We start from the raw sequence: 20,198 nt of genomic DNA, 5'->3' as shown, positions 1-20,198 counted from the left end.
TGCCTGATGGCGCAAATTTCCGTACTAAATGGCTGATCGGACTTGTTCGGCGTACAAGTGTACGCTATTGTGCCAATCGAAACTTAAAAATAGTGCGAATTACAGAGGTATTGAATGAAACGTGCAGTGATTACTGGCCTGGGCATCGTTTCCAGCATCGGTAATAACCAGCAGGAAGTCCTGGCATCTCTGCGTGAAGGACGTTCAGGGATCACTTTCTCTCAGGAGCTGAAGGACGCCGGCATGCGTAGCCAGGTATGGGGCAACGTAAAACTGGATACCACTGGCCTCATTGACCGCAAAGTCGTGCGCTTTATGAGCGACGCCTCCATCTATGCTTATCTGTCTATGGAGCAGGCAGTGGCCGACGCCGGTCTGGCGCCGGAAGTCTATCAGAATAACCCGCGTGTCGGCCTGATTGCAGGTTCCGGCGGCGGCTCCCCGAAATTCCAGGTCTTTGGCGCAGACGCCATGCGTAGCCCGCGTGGTCTGAAAGCCGTGGGCCCGTATGTGGTGACGAAAGCAATGGCATCCGGCGTTTCCGCCTGCCTCGCTACGCCGTTTAAAATTTATGGCGTGAACTACTCCATTAGCTCCGCTTGCGCGACCTCCGCACACTGTATCGGTAATGCGGTTGAACAGATCCAACTGGGCAAACAGGACATCGTTTTTGCTGGCGGCGGCGAAGAGCTGTGCTGGGAAATGGCCTGTGAGTTCGATGCGATGGGCGCACTGTCCACCAAATATAACGATACGCCTGAAAAAGCGTCCCGTACCTATGATGCGCACCGTGATGGGTTTGTCATCGCGGGCGGTGGCGGTATGGTTGTTGTCGAAGAGCTGGAACACGCTCTGGCGCGCGGCGCGCATATCTATGCGGAAATCGTCGGTTACGGCGCAACATCCGATGGCGCAGACATGGTTGCTCCGTCTGGTGAAGGCGCAGTACGTTGCATGCAGATGGCGATGCACGGCGTAGACACGCCGATCGACTACCTGAACTCTCACGGTACCTCTACTCCGGTAGGCGACGTGAAAGAACTCGGTGCAATCCGTGAAGTGTTTGGCGATAACAGCCCGGCAATTTCTGCAACCAAAGCGATGACCGGCCACTCGCTGGGTGCCGCAGGCGTGCAGGAAGCTATCTACTCTCTGCTGATGCTGGAGCACGGTTTTATCGCGCCGAGCATCAACATCGAAGAGCTGGATGAGCAGGCTGCGGGTCTGGACATCGTGACCGAAACGACCGAGCGTGAACTGACTACTGTAATGTCTAACAGCTTCGGTTTTGGCGGCACCAACGCCACGCTGGTGATGCGTAAGTTGTAAGCCTGACTATTACGTTGTAGTATCAATAATGAAACAGGTCGCTAATGCGACCTGTTTTTTCATTCAGGGAACAACAAATTATATGGATATTCTATAAATGCCAACTAATACATTAGATAAAATTAGGCATAGTTTGAGTTGTGTGGCTGTTTTATTTGGTTTGTTCGGCATTTTTGTTTTTGCCTCATTTTCGCCTTCCTATGCCTGGCTTTATTTGGGAGGTCTGGCTGCGCCTTTTATATATAGTATTGTTTTTGTCTATGCGATTGCCGCCTGGAGTATTTATTCAAAGTATTACCCGTTTTTATCATTGGGTCGCTTATCATTCGTGGAGTGTTTTGTTCCGGCGCTGGCCCTGGTGTGCCTTACCGTTCTCTACAATGCTTTTAGTGGCCCGGAACCCTGGATGGCCGAGTTATCAAGGCAATTTTTTCTTCATAAATTTCTTAACACGCTGGCGATGTGCTTTCTGGCTCCTGTGGCGGAGGAAATTATATTCAGAGGGTTTTTATTAAACAGCAGTATCGGTTGGGGTCGGTACTCAAGAGTTTCCGGTATTATTATTACCTCACTCGCTTTTGCTATTATGCATACACAATATCTCTTTGCGGTGACTTTTGTTTATCTGTTTGTTTTTTCATCGATATTATGCGTTGTTCGAATGAGAAGTCGAGGGTTAATGATACCGATAATACTTCATATTTTAAATAATGCCTGGGTTATTTTCGGCTTACTGTTTTCAGCGACGGAATAAGCGCCTGATGCAAGAGGCGCTTTAACCTCTCCGGTACGAACAAGAGACCGATGGCGGTTCCCTTTTTTAATGCTTCTTATATTCCGGCGCGACTTTCGCTGACCAGGCCTCAGCCTGGGTGATGGCGCCTGCGTCATAAATCGGCTGTTCATAACCCCTGTCAGCATCCCGAACGCGGTAAATTTTCCAGCGTCCCTCTTCCCAACGGGTATAAACTTCCAGGTGGATGGGCGTTGACTCTGTGCCCAACAGAACATCCACTTTTTCTCCGCCGAGGAAAGGGTGTGCCTTCCCAACCCGTAACTGTGGAATCCACTCTGGCGCATAGTCCTGCGCATACATAAAATAATCTGCCCCCACAATCTCCTGTTCATAAAGGGACTGTATTAGCGCCAGGCGATGAATAACCTCTTTAGCAACGTAACGTTGCATTAAGGCGGTGGTGTCGTCAGGGGTATTCACATCGTTCGTGAACGTCGTCATCCATGAGGTATAGAACTGCTTCACGGCCTGCGTACTGTCGTGATGAGGCGCAGAGCAACTACAAAGCAACAGGATAAGCGCGACAAGGGAGAACGTTTTCATTAATTCTTCCTGTAGATGGTATATGAGGGCCTGGCTGCCCGGTAGCCCGGGCCGGCCCACATATCGCGTTGTTTAAAATCCGAATACCACTCTGCGCCATCGTATATCGCCATGTGACCGCTCGGGTTTCCGCCAGCGTAAGGTTGAATAATGATGACGTCACCCTCGCGCGGCATTTCATAGGTGCCAATAGCGGTGAATCCGGCGCTTCTTAACATTGGGCCATAATCTTTCGCATGATACGTATGCCCCAGCGTGATACCGCCCGCCTGAATTGCCTTTCGGGTAAATTCCGCACACCGGCCTTGAGAATGAGAACCTGCATGCGTTTTGGCATAATTAACCGCCACTCTTTTATCCCAACTCATAATGATTCCTGTTAATAAAATACGTAATAGCAATGACGTAATGCTTTAACAGTATTTGATTCGGGAAGCATGACAGATCGTGCTATTACTATTTTCAATATAATAAGTTTAAATATTTATTAATTGTTGAGATTGATAAGTTAGGGCTAATTTATTCAACATTAACTATTATTCTGCGGTATCGGCATCATTTTTTATTTGCATATCATCATAGCGCGACGGCCAGATCTCTTGCGGCGTGATGCCCAGCGCGTCCGCAATAATCCGTTCAGCTCTCGGCCAGGAACGGGTAAAGACATTGCGCAGTGAATCAGGTGATAAACCAGCCTGACGAGAAAGATCTCTGAGCGTAATACCTCTTTTTTCAAGTGCACTTTTAATATCTGCACGATGCCAGTCTTGGCTTTTTGGTTCCATTCTGTAATCCTAAGAAGATGTGTTATCGGCACCGATATTTTTAAGGTAAAAATTAGCGCGTGAAAAAGAAAGTTACTTTCTTTTTCACGCTAAGAATAGTGCCAGAAAGAAAGCGAAATTTCGCGAAAAAGAAGAAATATTTTTATTTCATCAGGGGAAAGGAAAGAAACCGATGGCAAAGGAATGGTTCACGGTTAAGGAATGTCTTGGCTTACCGGGGTTTCCGGGAAGCGAGCCTGCGGTTCGCGAACGTTTGTATAAGTACAGCGAAGGGAAAGCGGGGGTCAGGCGTAAGCGTGTTAAATCAAAGGCTGAGGAGTTTCATATATCTGTTTTCCCTCTTTATGTTCATCGTTATCTTGACGACAGCGGAGAGGAACCGACGCCAGAACCCATTTCCTTACAGGAAGCGGAGCCTGAAGATATCTGGGAGATGATGTTCAGGTTACTGACGCCAGAACAGCGCAAGCAGGTGACCGGACGGTTTAAGGTGAGAGGAATGAAAGCGGTCTTTCCCTTTCTGTTTGATGACACGCCGCCACGTTGATACCCTGGCTGCAATTTCAAGGTTGACAAGTTTCGCGTCTCACAGGCAGACTTCACTCTCTACATTATCCTTCCGATAATGCGTAAGCGTTTAACGTTATCCAACGCACCTTAATCCTGACGTTCAGGTAGAGGGGGGCGTGGCCTTTCCCCGCCTTACTCTGCATTCTGGAGTAATGCATGACAGCAGTTAGCCAAAAAACAACGACCCCGTCTGCGAATTTTTCGCTGTTCCGCATCGCCTTTGCGGTTTTCCTGACCTATATGACGGTCGGCCTGCCGTTACCCGTCATCCCGCTTTTTGTTCATCACGAACTGGGCTATAGCAATACGATGGTTGGGATCGCCGTGGGCATTCAGTTTTTTGCGACGGTACTGACGCGCGGCTATGCCGGACGGCTGGCGGATCAATATGGCGCTAAACGATCGGCGTTACAGGGGATGCTTGCCTGCGGGCTGGCGGGCGCCGCCTGGCTCCTGGCCGCGCTGTTGCCGGTTTCCGCGCCGGTAAAATTCGCGCTGCTTATTGTCGGGCGTTTGATCCTCGGATTTGGCGAAAGCCAGCTGCTGACCGGAACCCTGACCTGGGGACTGGGGCTGGTTGGCCCAACGCGTTCCGGTAAGGTGATGTCGTGGAACGGGATGGCGATTTACGGCGCGCTGGCGGCCGGTGCGCCGTTGGGCTTGCTGATCCATAGCCACTTTGGCTTCGCGGCGCTGGCGGGGACGACGATGGTTTTACCGCTGCTTGCCTGGGCATTCAACGGCACCGTGCGTAAAGTGCCTGCGTATACGGGGGAGCGACCTTCACTGTGGAGCGTGGTCGGGCTTATCTGGAAACCGGGCCTGGGCCTGGCATTGCAGGGCGTGGGCTTTGCCGTCATCGGTACGTTTATTTCACTTTATTTTGTCAGCAATGGCTGGACGATGGCGGGATTCACCCTGACCGCGTTTGGCGGTGCGTTTGTACTGATGCGCATATTGTTCGGTTGGATGCCGGACCGCTTTGGCGGCGTGAAGGTCGCCGTTGTCTCATTGCTGGTTGAGACGGCAGGGTTGCTGCTCTTGTGGCTGGCGCCGACGGCCTGGATAGCGCTGGTAGGCGCGGCGCTCACCGGGGCAGGGTGTTCACTGATTTTCCCGGCGCTGGGCGTGGAGGTTGTGAAACGCGTACCTGCACAGGTACGCGGTACGGCGCTCGGCGGCTACGCCGCGTTTCAGGATATCTCCTACGGCGTTACCGGCCCGCTGGCGGGCATGCTGGCCACGTCATGCGGCTATCCTTCCGTATTCCTCGCGGGAGCGATCTCCGCGGTGGTTGGCATCCTGGTGACGATATTATCGTTCCGGCGCGGTTAAGAAACCAGCCAGAAAAGCGCCAGTACAATTATTAGCGCGATAAACAACAGGCCTGGTCGCGCAGACAGATTTTTCACGGTTTCAATCATCGGCGCAAACGGGCGGTAGATGGGTTGAATAGAGAGCGGTTCGAGCTCATCCGCCTCCCGCTCTACGCGACGCAGGAAAATATGGTTAAGTAAATCCTGCACCTGGGCGGTGGTCAGCACCGTTTGCGGCTGAATTTGATAAGTGTGTTGGGCATACTCTTTGATCGCTGTGAGTTCGTCCGGTTCCAGCGGTTGTTTTAACGCAGCCTGCAGCGTATGTAGCGTAGGCGCGTGTTGTAGTGACAGCGTCTGCCGCGCCTGTAGCCATGTCGCCAGATGGGTAAACTGTTTTGCCGGAATGAGCTCGCCGCTTTTCACGCCGGAGAGTTCCAGCATTGATTGCCAGATAAGTTTGTTTGACTCGCCGGTCGCGGCCGCCAGCTTCGTCACCAACTGATTCAACGTATTATGTTCAGCAGGCAATAATGGCCGATCCGTTGCCGGACGTTGCTGCGGCTGCGGAATGGAAAGCTGCCCTTGTTGCAGAAGCGTCAGCACGTTTTTGAGTTGATCGGGCGTAAGCTGGCTAAGCGCGGTTTGACCGTATTGCTGACGGATAAAATCGCTGACGGCCTGACGATTATTCCCGACGCCAAGCAGCTCTGTTAGCTGTGAAAGCACCTGACGATTGGCATGATTTTGCTGCGCTACGCCCAGACGCTGGGTAAGATTCTGTTCAGCGGCGGGGAAGTGGCGCGACAGTAGCGGCGCGTCATTTTTTATCCCCAGATCGTGTTTCATTCCGGCCCATACTTCCGCGCTTTGCTGCTGGGTCAGTGAAATCAGGCGCGTGATCAGCCTTTCCAGTACCGTACGCTGTTGCATGGAAAGCGGCTGCTCGCTCGCAGCGGAAAGAGGATTACGCCCTTCGCCTGGAGGCTGTGCGGGGGCGCCGGAGATGGGATGCATAATTAATTATCCTTTAACCATAAATCTGAGCAATATATGCCTGGCGGCCAGATTATGGCACACTTGTCCGGTTAACTCTCGTTCTCAAACAGGTACGACAGTCGTGAAAATTCTCGTTGATGAAAATATGCCTTACGCCCGCGAATTATTTAGCCGCCTGGGTGAGGTAAAGGCAGTGCCGGGTCGCCCGATCCCCGTTGAAGAATTGAACCATGCCGATGCGTTAATGGTGCGTTCGGTCACGAAAGTGAATGAATCGCTGCTGAGCGGCACGCCGATTAACTTCGTTGGTACTGCTACGGCAGGCACCGATCATGTGGATGAGGCATGGCTGAAGCAGGCGGGCATCGGTTTTTCAGCCGCGCCCGGCTGTAATGCTATCGCCGTGGTGGAGTATGTGTTTTCCGCGCTGTTGATGCTGGCCGAACGTGACGGCTTTTCGTTACGCGATCGCACTATAGGGATTGTCGGCGTGGGTAACGTTGGAAGCCGGCTACAGACCAGGCTTGAAGCGTTGGGTATCCGTACGTTGCTGTGCGATCCGCCACGCGCCGCACGCGGGGACGAGGGTGATTTTCGTACGCTGGATGAGCTGGTGCAGGAAGCGGATGTCCTGACTTTCCATACGCCGCTCTATAAAGACGGACCGTACAAAACGCTGCATCTGGCCGATGAGACGCTGATCCGTCGACTGAAACCCGGCGCCATTCTCATTAACGCCTGCCGCGGTCCGGTGGTGGATAACGCCGCGTTGCTGGCGCGACTTAATGCCGGGCAGCCGCTGAGCGTGGTGCTTGATGTGTGGGAGGGCGAACCGGATCTTAACGTCGCGCTACTGGAAGCCGTGGATATCGGCACGTCGCATATTGCCGGCTATACGCTGGAAGGCAAAGCGCGCGGCACCACCCAGGTCTTTGAGGCGTATAGCGCGTTTATCGGCCGCGAGCATCGTGTCGCGCTGGAGACATTACTGCCTGCGCCTGAGTTTGGTCGTATTACGCTTCACGGCCCGCTGGATCAACCGACGCTGAAAAGACTGGCGCATTTGGTGTATGATGTGCGCCGCGACGATGCGCCGCTGCGTAAAGTCGCTGGAATTCCGGGTGAATTTGATAAATTGCGTAAAAATTATCTTGAGCGCCGTGAATGGTCGTCTTTATACGTGATGTGTGACGACGAAACGGCAGCCGCCTTGCTGTGTAAGCTAGGTTTTAACGCTGTTCATCACCCGGCACATTAATGTCTTCTTAATGCTCCCTGTCGAATAATGCGACAGGGACGCTTATGTATTTCTGGAGTAAATCACCATGTCTGAAGGCTGGAACATTGCCATTCTGGGCGCAACGGGCGCCGTAGGCGAAGCCCTGCTTGAAACACTGGCTGAACGCCAGTTCCCGGTCGGTGAAATTTATGCGTTGGCGCGTCATGAAAGCGCGGGCGAGCACCTCCGTTTTGGTGGCAAGTCGGTCATTGTCCAGGATGCGGCGGACTTTGACTGGACGCAGGCGCAGTTGGCGTTTTTCGTTGCCGGCGCAGAGGCATCGGCTGCCTGGATAGACGACGCGACCAATGCAGGTTGCCTGGTGATAGATTCCAGCGGTCTGTTCGCGCTGGAGCCTGATGTGCCGCTGGTCGTGCCGGAAGTTAACCCGTATGTACTGGCGGATTACCGTAACCGTAACGTGATTGCGGTCGCCGATAGTCTGACCAGTCAACTGCTGGCGGCGCTCAAGCCGTTAATCGATCAGGGGGGACTGTCGCGCATCGCCGTCACCAGTATGTTATCAGCGTCCGCACAGGGGAAAAAAGCGGTCGATGCGCTGGCCGGACAGAGTGCGAAGCTGCTTAACGGCATACCGATTGATGAAGATGATTTCTTTGGCCGCCAGTTAGCGTTCAATATGCTGCCGCTGCTGCCGGATCGTGAAGGCAGCGTGCGCCAGGAACGTCGTATCGTCGATGAAGTGCGTAAAATTTTGCAGGACGATGGCGTGATGATCTCCGCCAGTGTCGTGCAGTCGCCGGTGTTCTATGGCCATGCGCAGATGGTGAGCTTTGAAGCGCTCCGTCCGCTGGCGGCGGAAGAGGCGCGCGAGGCATTTTCCCGCGGTGAAGATATCGTACTGTCAGAAGAGACGGATTACCCGACGCAGGTGGGCGACGCTTCCGGCAATCCACAGCTTTCTATTGGCTGTGTGCATAATGATTACGGTATGCCGGAACAAATTCAGTTCTGGTCAGTGGCGGACAACGTGCGTTTCGGCGGCGCGCTGATGGCCGTTAAAATTGCGGAGAAGCTGGTGCAGGAGTATCTGTACTGATGTCCGGACAGCAATCATCGCCGGTCTATAAAATTGCGCTGGGTATTGAGTACGACGGCAGCAAGTATTATGGCTGGCAGCGTCAGAATGAAGTGCGCAGCGTGCAGGAAAAGCTGGAAAAAGCGCTCTCGCAGGTGGCAAATGAACCTATTAACGTGTTCTGCGCCGGGCGTACCGATGCCGGCGTTCACGGCACCGGGCAGGTTGTCCATTTCGAAACGACCGCATTGCGCAAAGATGCGGCATGGACGCTGGGGGTAAATGCGAATTTGCCTGGTGACATTGCCGTGCGCTGGGTGAAAACTGTACCGGATGATTTTCACGCGCGATTTAGCGCTACGGCTCGCCGTTATCGCTATATCATCTACAATCATCGACTGCGTCCTGCGGTATTAGCAAAAGGCGTGACGCATTACTATGAGCCGCTGGATGCAGAGCGGATGCATCGCGCGGCGCAGTGTCTGCTTGGCGAAAATGATTTTACCTCGTTTCGCGCGGTGCAGTGCCAGTCGCGCACGCCGTGGCGTAATGTGATGCACATCAACGTTACCCGCCACGGCCCTTATGTGGTGGTCGATATCAAAGCGAATGCCTTTGTTCATCATATGGTCAGGAATATTGTCGGCAGCCTGCTGGAAGTAGGCGCTCACAACCAGCCGGAGAGCTGGATCGCAGAGCTGTTAGCGGCCAGGGACAGAACGCTGGCGGCGGCAACGGCGAAGGCGGAGGGGCTATATTTGGTTGCGGTGGATTACCCTGACCGGTTTGACCTTCCAAAACCGCCAATGGGCCCGCTATTTCTGGCGGACTAATCCGAATCGTACACCCGAAACGTGTCGGGTAGAAAGGCAAAGACAAATATGGACCTGATCTACTTTATTATTGATTTTATTCTGCACATCGATGTGCATCTGGCGGAGCTGGTCGCGGAGTACGGCGTCTGGGTGTACGCTATTTTGTTTTTGATTCTGTTTTGTGAAACCGGCCTGGTCGTCACGCCGTTCCTGCCGGGCGACTCGCTGCTGTTTGTCGCCGGGGCGCTGGCTTCGCTGGAAACCAACGATCTCAATGTGCATGTCATGGTGGCGTTAATGCTGATCGCCGCAATTGTCGGCGATGCGGTAAATTACACGATTGGTCGACTGTTCGGCGAAAAACTGTTCAGTAATCCGAATTCGAAAATTTTCCGCCGCAGTTATCTGGATAAAACCCACCAGTTTTATGAAAAACACGGCGGTAAAACTATCATTCTCGCTCGCTTCGTGCCGATCGTCAGAACTTTTGCGCCGTTTGTGGCAGGGATGGGGCACATGTCCTATCGGCATTTTGCCGCCTATAACGTCATCGGCGCGCTGCTATGGGTGCTGCTCTTTACCTACGCCGGTTATTTCTTCGGTACGATACCGTTGATTCAGGATAACCTTAAGCTGCTGATTGTGGGGATTATCGTGGTTTCGATATTACCTGGCGTCATTGAGATTGTCCGGCATAAGCGCGCTGCGTCGCGTGCCGCAAAATAGAAAGTAACTCAGCGGTTCGACCACTTTTTTATCCAAAGTTTCGGGCTGTTATGTTTTAATGTGCAACATTCATGGTCTGTTGGGGGCAAAAATGGCATTATGCGCCCCTTATAATAAAGCTGACTAAGGTTCAGGCAGAAAGGTCACCAATGAGCTGGATTGAACGAATTAAAAGCAACATTACTCCCACCCGCAAGGCTAGCATTCCTGAAGGGGTGTGGACCAAGTGTGATAGCTGCGGTCAGGTTTTATACCGCGCTGAGCTGGAACGTAATCTTGAGGTCTGTCCTAAGTGTGACCATCATATGCGCATGTCGGCGCGCAATCGCCTGCATAGCCTGTTAGATGAAGGTTCCCTTGTGGAGTTGGGTAGCGAGCTGGAGCCAAAAGACGTGCTCAAGTTCCGCGACTCCAAAAAATATAAAGACAGACTGGCGTCCGCGCAGAAAGAAACCGGCGAGAAAGACGCGCTGGTGGTCATGAAAGGGACGCTTCACGGTATGCCGGTTGTCGCCGCCGCGTTTGAATTCGCGTTCATGGGCGGCTCAATGGGGTCTGTCGTTGGCGCACGCTTCGTTCGTGCCGTTGAACAGGCGCTGGAAGACAACTGTCCGTTAGTGTGTTTCTCTGCTTCCGGCGGCGCGCGTATGCAAGAAGCGCTGATGTCGCTGATGCAGATGGCGAAAACCTCGGCGGCGCTGGCTAAAATGCAGGAACGTGGTCTGCCCTACATTTCGGTATTGACCGATCCGACAATGGGCGGCGTTTCCGCCAGTTTTGCGATGCTGGGCGATCTCAACATCGCCGAGCCAAAAGCTCTGATTGGCTTCGCCGGCCCGCGCGTTATCGAACAGACCGTTCGCGAAAAACTGCCGCCGGGATTCCAGCGCAGTGAGTTCCTGATCGAAAAAGGCGCTATTGATATGATAGTTCGCCGCCCGGAAATGCGCCTGAAGCTGGCGAGCATTCTGGCGAAGCTGATGAATCTGCCCGCGCCGAACCCGGACGCCCCGCGTGAAGGCGTGGTGGTGCCTCCGGCGCCGGATCAGGAGTCTGAGGCCTGATAACTGAAAAGGGCAGGGCCGCAGGCTCTGCCCTTTTGCTTTTCACCGTAAAGAAGCAGCGGAATCAATGAAAAACAAATCTATACCTCAAGCTGCGTCGCCCCTGGCCTCGTGGCTTTCTTATCTGGAAAACCTGCACAGCAAGAGTATCGATTTAGGCCTTGAGCGCGTAAGCCAGGTGGCAGCGCGTCTGGACATCCTCAAGCCTGCGCCGTTCGTTTTTACCGTTGCGGGAACCAACGGTAAAGGTACGACCTGTCGAACGCTGGAGTCGGTGTTAATCGCGGCGGGATACCGTGTGGGCGTCTATAGTTCGCCTCATCTGGTACGTTACACCGAGCGCGTGCGCGTGCAGGGGAAAGAATTAGCGGAATCCGCGCATACCGCGTCCTTTGCGGAAATAGAAGCGGCGCGCGGCGATATTTCATTGACCTATTTTGAATATGGTACGTTGTCGGCATTGTGGCTGTTTAAACAGGCTAACCTTGACGTGGTGATTCTGGAGGTCGGGTTGGGCGGGCGCCTGGACGCCACGAACATTGTGGATGCCGATGTAGCGGTAATTACCAGCATCGCGCTTGACCATACTGACTGGCTGGGGCCGGATCGCGAAAGTATCGGCCGCGAGAAGGCCGGGATTTTTCGTGCGGAGAAACCCGCTATCGTCGGCGAACCGGAAATGCCGGCAACCATCGCGGATGTCGCGCAGGAGACCGGCGCGCTGTTGCGGCGTCGCGGCGTTGACTGGCGTTATGAGGTGACAGCGACCCAGTGGGCGTTTACCGATGGTGACGGCACGCTTGCCGGACTGCCGTTGCCGCAGGTTCCTCAACCGAATGCCGCCACCGCTCTGGCCGCGCTGCGCGCCAGCAGGTTGAACATTGACGAGCAGGCGATTCGTGACGGTATTGCGCAGGCTACCTTGCCGGGACGTTTTCAAATCGTGAGTGAGTCGCCGCGCGTTATCTTTGATGTCGCCCATAATCCCCACGCGGCGGAATACCTGACGGGTCGTCTGAAAATGTTGCCGAAACGCGGGCGCGTGCTTGCGGTGATTGGTATGCTGCATGATAAAGATATCGCTGGCACGTTAGCCTGGTTGAAAAGCGTGGTTGACGACTGGTATTGTGCTCCGTTAGAGGGGCCGCGCGGCGCGACGGCGGAACAACTTCTGGAACATCTGGGGAAAGGGAATGTCTATGATAGCGTCGCGCAGGCATGGCAGGCCGCTATCGACGCGGCGCAGCCAGAAGATACCGTGCTGGTGTGCGGATCGTTCCACACCGTCGCACATGTTATGGAAGTGATAGACGCGGGGAGAATCGGTGGCGAGTAAGTTTCAGAATCGTTTAGTCGGCACGATTGTGTTAGTCGCGCTGGGGGTTATTGTGCTTCCCGGTCTGTTGGACGGACAGAAAAAGCATTATCAGGATGAATTTGCTGCGATTCCACTGGTACCGAAGCCTGGCGACCGCGATGAGCCGGATATGATGCCTGCCGCAACGCAGGCGCTGCCGACACAGCCGCCGGAAGGGGCGGCTGAAGAGGTGCGGGCGGGAGATGCGGCAGCGCCATCTCTGGACCCGTCGCGCATGGCGTCTAACAATGTCGAGCTTGATCCGATACCGGTGGAGACGCCTAAACCGAAGCCGGTTGAAAAGCCGAAGCCGCAGCCTAAACCGCAACAGCCGGTTGTCGCCGCTTCCACGCCGACGCCCGCGCCGCAACAGGCTACCGACGATAAACCTGCGCCGACCGGCAAAGCCTATGTCGTACAGTTGGGCGCGCTGAAAAATGCGGATAAAGTCAACGAGATAGTCGGCAAGCTTCGTTCCGCCGGGTTCCGGGTTTATACTTCCCCCTCAACGCCGGTACAGGGTAAAATAACCCGTATTCTCGTCGGGCCGGATGCGTCGAAAGATAAGATGAAAGGATCGCTTGGCGAGCTCAAGCAGATTTCCGGGTTAAGCGGCGTGGTGATGGGATATAGCCCGAACTAAGGCGCGTTTTGCCCGACTGCGCAGCGTTAAGGCCTACGGTGTTCATCTGGTAATAGCCGAAGTCCTGTAGGCTGGATAAGGCGTTTACGCCGCCATCCGGCAGAAGGAATAAACCTGGTATCCTGCGCTTATCAGGCCGATGGCAGCTCTTCTGGTCGTGCCCGAAGAGATAAAAAGTGTGATGGCGTTGAATATTTTTTCAGCGCCATTTTTATTTACGCGTGGGAAGGAAATCCCTACGCAAACGTTTTCTTTTTCTGTTAGAATGCGCCCCGAACAGGACGACAGGGCGTAAAATCGTGGGACATCTATGGTCTGGATTGATTACGCCATTATCGCGGTGATTGCTTTTTCCTGTCTGGTTAGCCTGATCCGCGGCTTTGTTCGTGAAGCGTTATCGCTGGTGACGTGGGGTTGTGCTTTCTTTGTCGCCAGTCACTACTACACTTACCTGTCTGTCTGGTTTACGGGCTTTGAAGACGAACTGGTTCGTAATGGGATTGCTATCGCGGTACTGTTTATCGCGACGCTTATCGTCGGCGCTATCGTGAATTTTGTGATAGGTCAGCTAGTAGAAAAGACCGGCCTGTCGGGAACTGACCGGGTGTTGGGGATCTGTTTCGGCGCACTGCGAGGCGCGCTGATTGTCGCCGCCATTCTGTTCTTCCTTGATACCTTTACCGGCTTGTCGAAAAGCGAAGACTGGAGCAAATCGCAGCTCATCCCGCAGTTCAGCTTCATCATCAGATGGTTCTTTGACTATCTGCAAAGCTCGTCGAGTTTCTTGCCCAGGACGTAACAGGTTCTGAGATGTGGCTTAACGAGGAAAATGACGTATGTGCGGTATTGTCGGTATCGCCGGTGTTATGCCGGTCAACCAGTCGATTTATGACGCGTTAACAGTGCTCCAGCATCGTGGTCAGGATGCTGCCGGTATCATCACCATTGATGCGAATAACTGCTTCCGCTTGCGTAAGGCAAACGGGCTGGTGAACGATATTTTTGAAGCTCGCCACATGCAGCGTTTGCAGGGCAACATGGGGATCGGCCATGTACGCTACCCTACCGCAGGCAGCTCCAGCGCTTCGGAAGCGCAACCTTTTTACGTTAACTCGCCGTATGGCATCACGTTGGCCCATAATGGCAACCTGACTAATGCGCACGAGCTACGTAAAAAGCTGTTTGAAGAAAAGCGCCGTCATATCAACACCACCTCCGATTCCGAAATCCTGCTCAATATTTTCGCCAGCGAGCTCGACAACTTCCGTCACTATCCGCTGGAAGCCGACAATATTTTTGCCGCGATTGCCGCGACTAACCGTCAAATCCGCGGCGCCTATGCCTGCGTGGCGATGATTATCGGCCACGGCATGGTGGCTTTTCGCGATCCGCACGGCATTCGCCCGTTAGTGCTGGGCAAGCGTGACGTTGGCGATGGTCGTACGGAGTATATGGTCGCTTCTGAAAGCGTGGCGCTGGATACGCTGGGCTTTGAGTTTCTGCGCGATGTCGCGCCGGGCGAAGCTATCTATATTACCGAAAAGGGGCAACTGTTCACGCGCCAGTGCGCGGATAACCCGGTCAGTAATCCCTGCCTGTTCGAGTACGTTTATTTTGCTCGCCCGGACTCCTTTATCGACAAAATCTCCGTCTACAGCGCTCGTGTGAATATGGGCACCAAACTTGGCGAAAAAATCGCTCGTGAATGGGAAGATCTGGACATCGACGTCGTGATCCCTATCCCGGAAACCTCCTGCGATATCGCACTGGAAATTGCCCGTATTCTCGGCAAGCCGTACCGCCAGGGATTTGTCAAAAATCGTTACGTGGGACGTACCTTTATCATGCCGGGCCAACAGCTACGCCGTAAATCCGTGCGCCGTAAGCTCAATGCTAATCGCGCGGAATTCCGCGATAAGAACGTCCTGCTGGTGGATGATTCCATCGTGCGTGGCACCACATCAGAGCAGATCATCGAGATGGCCCGGGAAGCCGGCGCGAAGAAGGTTTATCTGGCGTCCGCCGCGCCGGAAATTCGTTTCCCCAACGTCTATGGCATTGATATGCCGACCGCCAATGAGCTGATCGCGCATGGTCGCGAGGTGGATGAGATTCGGCAGATTATCGGCGCAGACGGGCTTATCTTCCAGGATCTGAACGATCTGATCGAAGCCGTACGCGCGGAAAACCCGGATATCCAGCAGTTTGAATGTTCGGTATTTAACGGGGTATATGTCACCAAAGACGTAGACCAGCAATACCTCGACTTCCTGGATTCATTACGTAATGACGACGCCAAAGCGGTGCTGTTCCAGAACGAAATGGAAAACCTGGAAATGCATAACGAAGGCTAATGGCTTTGCCAGCGGCGCGATGCCGCTGGCCGATGTCAATTACGCACCACGCCGAAGCGAATAGCGTATTTTTGTACTTTGTACTGTAACGTGGTGCGGGATACGTTAAGGCTACGGGCCGCGGCGGCAATATTCCCCTGATGCGTATCCAGCGCGGTTTCTATTAAATGCCTTTCGTAGTTGGCAACCCGTGCCTCCAGCGACCCTTCATACTGCGGATCGGGTGACGAGGGAAGGGGATTTTCCGGCGCGGTTTCCGGTACGCCTAAATTTAACTCGTCCTGTTCAAAAATGATGTGTTTCAGCAGCCCGTCTTTTTCCTGCATGATCATGCTGCGTACAATCGCGTTTTCCAGCATCCTGACATTACCCGGCCAGGCGTGATTGAGCAGATCAGCACGCGCCGTCTCGCTTAGTCCGTGAATGTCCTGCGGCACATCATTACGGTATTTATCAATAAAATAATTTGCCAGTAAGGGAATATCTTCCGGGCGGGCGCGCAGCGGCGGTAACGTCAACATTCCGACGCTCAACCGATAAAAAAGATCCGCCCGCAGGCGTTCTTGTTGAATTAATTTGACGGGCGCTTCGTTCATGGCGGCAACGATCCTGACATCAGAGTGGAGTTGCTGTTGTCCGCCGAGCCGCCAGAAGGTTTTATCCTGCAAGAATCGCAGCAGCTTACTTTGCATTTCTATCGGCATGGCGTTCAGCTCATCAAGAAAGAGCGTTCCCCCGTTTGCCAACTCCAGATAGCCCTGGCTATTTTCCGCGCCGGTATAGGCGCCGCGCACGGTGCCGAAAAGCGTACTTTCGATAAGCGTAGGCGGTAGAGCGCCGCAGTTCAGGGCGATAAATGGCTTATTCGCCCGCTTGCTGCATTGATGTATCAGGCGGGAAAATAGCTCCTTACCCGTACCCGTCTCCCCGACAATCGTCACCGGAATATCACTGGCGGCCAGCCGTTTGGCTTTGGCGATATTACTGAGCATTTCCGGGTTTTCGGTAATAATGGCATGGTGCTTCTCATGGCGATCGGCATACAGCAGTTGGTTCAGTTCTACCACCTGCTCCTGGAGCCGCCTGACGCCGGACATATTCCTGCCGATTTCGATAACGCCGACCATGCCGCCATCGCTTGCATAGAGCGGTGCGGTGGTGTGCTGATAGTCAACGGCCTGGCCTCGCGCATTGTAATAAATTTGATAATGGCCAATGTATTCCACGCCTTTTTTTAACGATGAAAGCATCGTACTTTGCGTCTCTTTCATGCCCGGATAGACATCCAGCATATGTTTTCCCATTGCCCGTTCAATGCTGTAGCCGTCCAGATCCGCGCTTTCCTGATTGTAGTAAACGTATTCACCACGCTCATTAATGACGGCCAACGGCTGATGAATCAAATCGAAAAAGCGGGAAAACATCCTGAGCGCCGAGGCCAGTTCCTGATTGGTGGATGCCATACATGCATTCCTCATATCTATTGTTCATGTTGCCATTATAAAAGTGACGAATTTTCGTCGTTGTGATGAATAACAAACTCAATGACGAAAATGAGAAAAAGCTTATTTTTATAAGTAATTGATTATGATGATAAAAAATAGTGGCATGCCTTTTGCTTTATCCCTGTAAAGAATGCGGATTTTTACCATAAACATTAAGCAGAGGGCGTTATGACTGACTCGATTATGCAGAATTACAACCAGCTACGTGAGCAGGTAATCAACGGCGATCGCCGTTTCCAGCACAAAGACGGTCATTTGTGTTTTGAAGGGGTCGATCTGGACGCTCTGGCGCGCCAGTACCCCACGCCGTTCTATGTGTTTTCTGAGCCGGAGATTATTCGTAACATTCATGAAATCCAGCAGGCATTTGCGGCGCATAAAAATACCAAAACCTTCTTTGCGTCAAAAACCTGCTCGGTCATGGGGGTATTGAAAGCCATTCGTGACGCCGGAATTTGCGCGGAGGCAAACTCACAATATGAGGTTCGCAAGTGTCTGGAGATAGGCTTTCGCGGCGATCAGATCGTCTTCAACGGCGTGGTGAAAAAGCCTGCCGATCTGGAATATGCCATCGCCAACGATCTGTATCTTATTAATGTTGATAGCCTGTATGAGCTGGAACATATTGATGCCATCTCTCGCAAGCTGAAGAAAGTCGCCAATGTTTGCGTCCGTGTAGAGCCGAATGTTCCCTCGGCGACGCATGCGGAACTGGTTACCGCTTTCCATGCGAAGTCAGGTCTCGACCTGGAACAGGCGGAAGAAACCTGCCGCCGCATTCTGGCGATGCCTTATGTGCATTTGCGCGGCTTGCATATGCATGTGGGCGATCAGGTGCCGGAGTCAGAGCCTTTCGCAAAAGCGACTAAAGTGCTGGTGGATGAATCCCGTCGCCTGGAAGAGGTGCTCGGTATTAAATTTGATTTGATCAACGTGGGCGGCGGAATTCCGGTTCCCTATAAATATGACGATGAGAATGGCGACCCGTTAAAAGATAATATGTATGCCGGTATTACCGCCCAGGATTTTGCCGATGCGGTCATTCGCGAAGTGCATAAATGGCGTACCGATGTGGAAATATGTATTGAACCGGGACGTAAAGTGACCGGGTCGGCGGCGGTTTTACTGACGGAAGTCTCCTGCGAAAAACGTAAAACAAATTACGATCTTAACGGCAATGTGGAATGCCACGTTGAATGGAAATTTGTCGACGCTGGTTACAGCGTACTCTCTGACAGCCAGCATTTTGACTGGTTCTTTTATGTCTATAACGCCTCTCGCATGACGGCAGCGCACGACGCCTGGATAAAATTAGCCGGGCCGCTGTGTGATGGCGGAGATTATTTCCACATGGGAGTGAAAGGCGAAGAGTTTTTACTGCCGAAGGAGACTCATGTTGGCGATATTGTCGCGTTTCTTGATGCCGGGGCATACACCATTGAAAGTCAAACCGTTTATAACAACCGTCCGCGCACGGGCGTGGTGATGATCGATAAAAATGGTGAGACGCGTCTGATTCGTCGGGAAGACAGTTACGAAGATATGGTCAAGTACGACATTTATTAATACTGTTTTGGGCTTCAGTTTCATGCTGAAGCCCGTCGTCAGATGATAAGAAGAGGGCAGTGATGCCTGAATGCATAACAGGAGATGGCCATGAGTAACACGAATTCTGGCTTACTTGGCATCAAAGACATTGTCTTTATGAATGTCATCGCTATTCTGAGTTTGCGGCAAATCCCTAACGTGGCGCCTTACGGGGCATCGGCCATGTTGTTATGGGTGATAGCCGCATTCTGCTTGTTTTTTCCTTTAGCGATGGTATGCGGCGAGCTGTCAACCGGCTGGCCGAAAGATGGCGGGATATTTGTCTGGATTAAAGAGGCATTTGGTAAACGTATTGCATGGATTGTCGTGGTTTGTTTTCTCTTTTCCTGCGTACTGTTTTTCCCATTAATGCTGCAATTCGGCTTTACCGCGTTGGGCTATATGATCGGCGGCGGCCTGGCGGAAAATAAAGCATTTATCGGTATTGGTTCCGCGGTAATTTTCTGGCTATTAACGCTGATGAATATCCGCGGGATGGAATGGACAAAAATTATTAATAGCATCAGCGCCTGGTGCGGCGTATTTATTCCCTCCGCCATCCTCATTTTACTGGCGGTGGTATGGCTATGTACCGGACACCAGATGCAGACGGACTACACTACAGCGAAAAACTGGATTCCGGATCTCGGGCACTGGGATACGATCGTTTTCTTATCCAGCATGATGTTTGCGTTTGCCGGACTGGAGGTCGCCCCGATGATTGCCGGGCGTACCCGTAATCCACAGCGTGATTTTCCGCGAGCGATGGCCGTCTCTGCCGCCGTTATCGTTGGAATCTATATGGTTGGCACCTGGGCGCTAAATACGCTTTTACCCGCCGGGAAAACCGACATCGTGGCAGGCGTCATGCAGGCTATGCATGCTGCTGCGGATACGCTGCATATGCCGTGGTTAATTCCTGTTATGGCCATCTGTATGTTTTTTGGCGCTCTCGGGCAGATTAACTCCTGGCTGGTGGGGCCGATTTATATGCTCCAGGAAGCCTCGCGTGAAGATAATCTGCTGGGGGACCGAATCGGCAAATTACATCCGGTGTGGAAAACGCCCGCCTTTGCCTTGACTGTACAGGCGATTATTGTCACGGTCCTGTGTTTTTCGACTTTTATTTCGCCAAGCGTTGCGGCGGCTTACTGGATGTTAACAGCGCTAACGACCATCACCTATTTTATTCCTTATCTGGTGATGTTCCCGGCGTTCTGGCGTTTACGTAAGACTCAGCCAGATACGCCAAGAAGTTTTAAAATTCCGGGCAAGGTTTTACCGGCTATTTTACCCGCGCTGGGCTTTCTTTCTATCGCCTTTGCCGTTGCGCTGTTATTTATTCCGCCTTCTCAAATTGATATGGGCGGATATTTCCAGTACGCCGGGAAAATTATTGGCGGAGCCGTGCTGGCGGTTGTCGTCGCGGAGTACATTTACCATCGGGCGCAGAAACGTAATGCCCGTTTAAGCATGGCGGGAGGAAAATAA

At 52.9% G+C, this 20,198-nt stretch carries 20 protein-coding genes; 15 read left to right on the top strand and 5 right to left on the bottom strand.

Annotation, left to right across the window (positions count from 1 at the left end; genetic code table 11):
- Window positions 1-114 precede the first annotated feature (114 nt).
- The gene (gene fabB, locus ACLJRS_RS18730) at window positions 115-1,329 is read left to right on the top strand and encodes a beta-ketoacyl-ACP synthase I (protein ID WP_000817159.1); all 1,215 of its coding nucleotides are present in this window, start codon (window positions 115-117) and stop codon (window positions 1,327-1,329) included.
- A 97-nt stretch (window positions 1,330-1,426) separates the two neighbouring features.
- Entirely contained in the window at window positions 1,427-2,083 is a 657-nt protein-coding gene (locus ACLJRS_RS18725) for a CPBP family intramembrane glutamic endopeptidase (RefSeq protein ID WP_001142902.1), read from the top strand.
- Window positions 2,084-2,149: 66 nt separating this feature from the next.
- Here the strand turns inward: ACLJRS_RS18725 and ACLJRS_RS18720 are convergent, their stop codons facing one another.
- From ACLJRS_RS18720 to ACLJRS_RS18710, 3 genes are all read right to left on the bottom strand, one after another.
- On the bottom strand, window positions 2,150-2,668 hold the full coding sequence (locus tag ACLJRS_RS18720) for a YbjP/YqhG family protein (protein ID WP_000847542.1): 519 nt from the start codon (window positions 2,666-2,668) through the stop codon (window positions 2,150-2,152).
- Entirely contained in the window at window positions 2,668-3,036 is a 369-nt protein-coding gene (locus ACLJRS_RS18715; protein WP_000118257.1) for an NlpC/P60 family protein, read from the bottom strand. The genes ACLJRS_RS18720 and ACLJRS_RS18715 overlap by 1 nt, the downstream gene beginning before the upstream one ends.
- Window positions 3,037-3,204: 168 nt before the next feature.
- The gene (locus ACLJRS_RS18710) at window positions 3,205-3,453 is read right to left on the bottom strand and encodes a transcriptional regulator (RefSeq protein WP_000433426.1); all 249 of its coding nucleotides are present in this window, start codon (window positions 3,451-3,453) and stop codon (window positions 3,205-3,207) included.
- A gap of 172 nt (window positions 3,454-3,625) precedes the next feature.
- Here ACLJRS_RS18710 and ACLJRS_RS18705 point away from each other — a divergent pair, with 172 nt between their 5' ends.
- Together ACLJRS_RS18705 and ACLJRS_RS18700 are read left to right on the top strand one after the other, a co-directional pair.
- Window positions 3,626-4,000, top strand: a complete 375-nt coding sequence (locus tag ACLJRS_RS18705) for a hypothetical protein (protein WP_001051261.1) — start codon at window positions 3,626-3,628, stop codon at window positions 3,998-4,000.
- Between the two features lie 179 nt (window positions 4,001-4,179).
- Entirely contained in the window at window positions 4,180-5,358 is a 1,179-nt protein-coding gene (locus ACLJRS_RS18700) for an MFS transporter (RefSeq protein WP_000127733.1), read from the top strand.
- Here the strand turns inward: ACLJRS_RS18700 and flk are convergent.
- Window positions 5,355-6,356, bottom strand: a complete 1,002-nt coding sequence (gene flk, locus ACLJRS_RS18695) for a flagella biosynthesis regulator Flk (protein WP_000553395.1) — start codon at window positions 6,354-6,356, stop codon at window positions 5,355-5,357. The genes ACLJRS_RS18700 and flk overlap by 4 nt on opposite strands.
- Window positions 6,357-6,459: 103 nt before the next feature.
- Between flk and pdxB the strand changes: the two genes are divergently transcribed.
- From pdxB to purF, 9 genes are all read left to right on the top strand, one after another.
- Window positions 6,460-7,596: a 4-phosphoerythronate dehydrogenase PdxB gene (gene pdxB, locus ACLJRS_RS18690; protein ID WP_410957880.1), complete on the top strand. Its 1,137-nt coding sequence runs from the start codon at window positions 6,460-6,462 to the stop codon at window positions 7,594-7,596.
- A 67-nt stretch (window positions 7,597-7,663) separates the two neighbouring features.
- Window positions 7,664-8,677: an aspartate-semialdehyde dehydrogenase gene (locus tag ACLJRS_RS18685; protein WP_001289141.1), complete on the top strand. Its 1,014-nt coding sequence runs from the start codon at window positions 7,664-7,666 to the stop codon at window positions 8,675-8,677.
- Window positions 8,677-9,489, top strand: coding sequence for a tRNA pseudouridine(38-40) synthase TruA (truA, locus tag ACLJRS_RS18680; protein ID WP_000016631.1), 813 nt, complete (start codon window positions 8,677-8,679; stop codon window positions 9,487-9,489). Before ACLJRS_RS18685 ends, truA begins: the two co-directional genes overlap by 1 nt.
- 48 nt (window positions 9,490-9,537) lie before the next feature.
- On the top strand, window positions 9,538-10,197 hold the full coding sequence (locus tag ACLJRS_RS18675) for a DedA family protein (RefSeq protein WP_000364318.1): 660 nt from the start codon (window positions 9,538-9,540) through the stop codon (window positions 10,195-10,197).
- 149 nt (window positions 10,198-10,346) lie between these two features.
- Entirely contained in the window at window positions 10,347-11,261 is a 915-nt protein-coding gene (gene accD / locus ACLJRS_RS18670; protein ID WP_000118383.1) for an acetyl-CoA carboxylase, carboxyltransferase subunit beta, read from the top strand.
- Between the two features lie 67 nt (window positions 11,262-11,328).
- Window positions 11,329-12,597 carry a bifunctional tetrahydrofolate synthase/dihydrofolate synthase gene (gene folC / locus ACLJRS_RS18665; protein ID WP_000792278.1) on the top strand — a complete coding sequence of 423 codons (1,269 nt, stop codon included), beginning with the start codon at window positions 11,329-11,331 and terminating at the stop codon, window positions 12,595-12,597.
- Window positions 12,587-13,261, top strand: coding sequence for a cell division protein DedD (dedD, locus tag ACLJRS_RS18660; protein WP_000157039.1), 675 nt, complete (start codon window positions 12,587-12,589; stop codon window positions 13,259-13,261). Before folC ends, dedD begins: the two co-directional genes overlap by 11 nt.
- A gap of 310 nt (window positions 13,262-13,571) precedes the next feature.
- Window positions 13,572-14,060 (top strand): colicin V production protein, encoded by a 489-nt coding sequence (cvpA, locus tag ACLJRS_RS18655; RefSeq protein ID WP_000262102.1) that lies wholly within the window; start codon window positions 13,572-13,574, stop codon window positions 14,058-14,060.
- A 37-nt stretch (window positions 14,061-14,097) separates the two neighbouring features.
- On the top strand, window positions 14,098-15,615 hold the full coding sequence (gene purF / locus ACLJRS_RS18650) for an amidophosphoribosyltransferase (protein WP_000334205.1): 1,518 nt from the start codon (window positions 14,098-14,100) through the stop codon (window positions 15,613-15,615).
- Between the two features lie 35 nt (window positions 15,616-15,650).
- On the opposite strand, the gene ACLJRS_RS18645 is transcribed toward purF, so the two are convergent.
- Window positions 15,651-17,078, bottom strand: a complete 1,428-nt coding sequence (locus ACLJRS_RS18645) for a sigma-54 interaction domain-containing protein (RefSeq protein WP_410957879.1) — start codon at window positions 17,076-17,078, stop codon at window positions 15,651-15,653.
- Between the two features lie 210 nt (window positions 17,079-17,288).
- On the opposite strand from ACLJRS_RS18645, the gene ACLJRS_RS18640 reads away from it, so the two are divergent.
- Together ACLJRS_RS18640 and ACLJRS_RS18635 are read left to right on the top strand one after the other, a co-directional pair.
- The gene (locus ACLJRS_RS18640) at window positions 17,289-18,686 is read left to right on the top strand and encodes a diaminopimelate decarboxylase family protein (protein WP_000132306.1); all 1,398 of its coding nucleotides are present in this window, start codon (window positions 17,289-17,291) and stop codon (window positions 18,684-18,686) included.
- Window positions 18,687-18,776: 90 nt separating this feature from the next.
- A complete protein-coding gene (locus ACLJRS_RS18635) occupies window positions 18,777-20,198 on the top strand; it encodes an APC family permease (protein WP_000072512.1) in 1,422 nt (473 codons plus the stop codon).

This window comes from Salmonella sp. SAL00670 (genome assembly GCF_046552235.1).
Lineage (GTDB): Bacteria > Pseudomonadota > Gammaproteobacteria > Enterobacterales > Enterobacteriaceae > Salmonella > Salmonella enterica.
The sequence above is the reverse complement of the archived record's forward strand: the minus strand, read 5'-3'. Positions and strand labels throughout refer to the sequence as shown.

Excerpts from the sequence above, each read along its gene's own strand:
- ACLJRS_RS18645 (WP_410957879.1), bottom strand. The coding sequence starts at position 17,078 with ATGGCATCCACCAATCAGGAACTGGCCTCGGCGCTCAGGATGTTTTCC.
- ACLJRS_RS18675 (WP_000364318.1), top strand. The coding sequence starts at position 9,538 with ATGGACCTGATCTACTTTATTATTGATTTTATTCTGCACATCGATGTG.
- ACLJRS_RS18720 (WP_000847542.1), bottom strand. The coding sequence starts at position 2,668 with ATGAAAACGTTCTCCCTTGTCGCGCTTATCCTGTTGCTTTGTAGTTGC.
- truA (WP_000016631.1), top strand. The coding sequence starts at position 8,677 with ATGTCCGGACAGCAATCATCGCCGGTCTATAAAATTGCGCTGGGTATT.
- ACLJRS_RS18635 (WP_000072512.1), top strand. The coding sequence starts at position 18,777 with ATGAGTAACACGAATTCTGGCTTACTTGGCATCAAAGACATTGTCTTT.
- ACLJRS_RS18700 (WP_000127733.1), top strand. The coding sequence starts at position 4,180 with ATGACAGCAGTTAGCCAAAAAACAACGACCCCGTCTGCGAATTTTTCG.
- folC (WP_000792278.1), top strand. The coding sequence starts at position 11,329 with ATGAAAAACAAATCTATACCTCAAGCTGCGTCGCCCCTGGCCTCGTGG.
- ACLJRS_RS18685 (WP_001289141.1), top strand. The coding sequence starts at position 7,664 with ATGTCTGAAGGCTGGAACATTGCCATTCTGGGCGCAACGGGCGCCGTA.
- ACLJRS_RS18640 (WP_000132306.1), top strand. The coding sequence starts at position 17,289 with ATGACTGACTCGATTATGCAGAATTACAACCAGCTACGTGAGCAGGTA.
- fabB (WP_000817159.1), top strand. The coding sequence starts at position 115 with ATGAAACGTGCAGTGATTACTGGCCTGGGCATCGTTTCCAGCATCGGT.
- cvpA (WP_000262102.1), top strand. The coding sequence starts at position 13,572 with ATGGTCTGGATTGATTACGCCATTATCGCGGTGATTGCTTTTTCCTGT.
- ACLJRS_RS18705 (WP_001051261.1), top strand. The coding sequence starts at position 3,626 with ATGGCAAAGGAATGGTTCACGGTTAAGGAATGTCTTGGCTTACCGGGG.
- purF (WP_000334205.1), top strand. The coding sequence starts at position 14,098 with ATGTGCGGTATTGTCGGTATCGCCGGTGTTATGCCGGTCAACCAGTCG.
- flk (WP_000553395.1), bottom strand. The coding sequence starts at position 6,356 with ATGCATCCCATCTCCGGCGCCCCCGCACAGCCTCCAGGCGAAGGGCGT.
- ACLJRS_RS18710 (WP_000433426.1), bottom strand. The coding sequence starts at position 3,453 with ATGGAACCAAAAAGCCAAGACTGGCATCGTGCAGATATTAAAAGTGCA.
- ACLJRS_RS18725 (WP_001142902.1), top strand. The coding sequence starts at position 1,427 with ATGCCAACTAATACATTAGATAAAATTAGGCATAGTTTGAGTTGTGTG.
- accD (WP_000118383.1), top strand. The coding sequence starts at position 10,347 with ATGAGCTGGATTGAACGAATTAAAAGCAACATTACTCCCACCCGCAAG.
- ACLJRS_RS18715 (WP_000118257.1), bottom strand. The coding sequence starts at position 3,036 with ATGAGTTGGGATAAAAGAGTGGCGGTTAATTATGCCAAAACGCATGCA.